The sequence below is a fragment of the Enterococcus sp. NBRC 3427 genome (assembly GCF_007996925.1).
In the GTDB taxonomy this organism is placed as follows: Bacteria; Bacillota; Bacilli; order Lactobacillales; family Enterococcaceae; genus Enterococcus_B; species Enterococcus_B lactis.
The window spans coordinates 1-1,777 of the sequence record NZ_BJLL01000110.1; the positions used below are offsets into that span (position 1 = coordinate 1).

Consider the following 1,777-nt stretch of genomic DNA (forward strand, 5'->3'; position numbering starts at 1 on the left):
AGCATCCGCATCAGCGTCAGCATCCGCATCGGCGTCGGCATCTGCGTCAGCATCAGCGTCAGCGTCGGCGTCGGCATCCGCGTCGGCATCCGCATCAGCGTCGGCATCAGCGTCGGCATCAGCATCGGCATCCGCGTCAGCATCAGCATCTGCGTCAGCATCCGCATCGGCGTCGGCATCCGCGTCGGCATCCGCATCTCCTTCATCATCATCTGGAATAATTGCTGCTGTTGGCGCACTTGCTACACCATTTTCATCATAAGCAATCAATTGGATCTGTTCTAAAGGAACAACATCTTCTGCCGAGACTGGAATAGCAAAATTACCATTTTCATCTGCTTGACCTTCTGCAATCATATTTCCTTCGTCATCATAAATACGAACTGTGGCATTTGGATCTGCCATCCCAGTCACCTCATAACCATCAGTAGAATTACCTGTAACTTCTACGTTATAAGGAGCAGTGACTTCTTCAGCTGCATAAAACACTGGAGAATAGCCATCAACATTCGAAGCAATAGAGATCGATAGAATGTCTGATTTAAGAATGGTACCGATAAATCCTGCTTCATAAGGAACAGTCATGTCGACACCTGCATTTGTTAAGTCTGCATAAGTAGGATCTTGGATTGTTGTCGGTATAGTAACAGTCGTTTCACCCAAAATACTTGCATCAGCAAGATTACCAAGGAAAGAAGAACCGACATTCACCAATGCCAAAGCGGTATTAAACGTAAGATTGAACGCTGGTTTGACTGTAACTGCTAAAGCAGTATTGATTGTTCCGGCCGCTACATCTCCAAGCAGCCCTCCGGTTGAAGTTGCTTCGATTGCTTGAACTGCATTATTGATTCCGTTCAATATATTACTTAAATTTTCTCGTATCACGGTTTCCAATGCACCGTCTAGCTCTCCGTAGATGTATTCATCCCCTTGCATTTGAAGCTGCAATTCTACTTCAGCAGAAGTCAGTGTACTTAGATTATTCAATAAAGCAAGTTGTTCATAAACTTCCGAAAGGTTCACTGTAGCTAAAGGATTCAAATTAATCAAACCTTCTACTGCTCCTATCAAAGTAGTCACCGCTCCATCTACAATATTTAATAGAGGTGCTAAACTATTTCCTGGAAGCAAGATATCTGTGTAGAAAGTACCAGTTCCATTCGGAGTGACCAATCCTTGCATTTCTTCTGGAATAGCTAAGACAGCACGACGCGTTCCATTAATCACGCTAACATCAAGACCACTATTCTCTGATATAACAAAATCAACATTCCGAGTTGCCCCCTGAAGAGGAAATGGTGCATCAGCTGTAGTCTCACTGGTATTTTCCGTACTTAGATTGTTAAACAGTTGCCCACTGATTACATCTGCATGTACTTGTTGGGAACCAATAGTAAATAATGGCGTAGCCATTGAGATTGGTGTGATCCCTAACATCACACCAGCTGCAATGGATGTACCGGCAAGCAAGATTTTTTTCGATCTACTTTTTGCCCGTGCCTTCTGGTTAATACTTTTTTTATAATCCTTTTTCATTTTGTCCTCCTGTCACCCTTCTATCGTTCATCCCCAAATTTTTGATCGTTATAAAAAAGAAAAGATTACAACACCCCTTAGCTAACATTTTTTAATCAAAAAGATATCTTTTTGTGCAGATTTTATTTTCAACTTAAGTCAGAGGAAGTTTAACAACATCTCAATGATAAATCTATTATTAAGTTTTAATCTTTTTTTAAATAACCATCCAGTTTTCACGAAAATAAAGTACAAAAAG

At 41.4% G+C, this 1,777-nt stretch carries 1 protein-coding gene; it reads right to left on the reverse strand.

All coding sequences use genetic code 11. The features are described 5' to 3' along the window. The coding region (locus ESP02_RS13055; protein WP_146926076.1) for an adhesive domain-containing protein at positions 1-1,539 on the reverse strand (1,539 nt) is incomplete at its 3' end. Between the last annotated feature and the right edge of the window lie 238 nt (positions 1,540-1,777).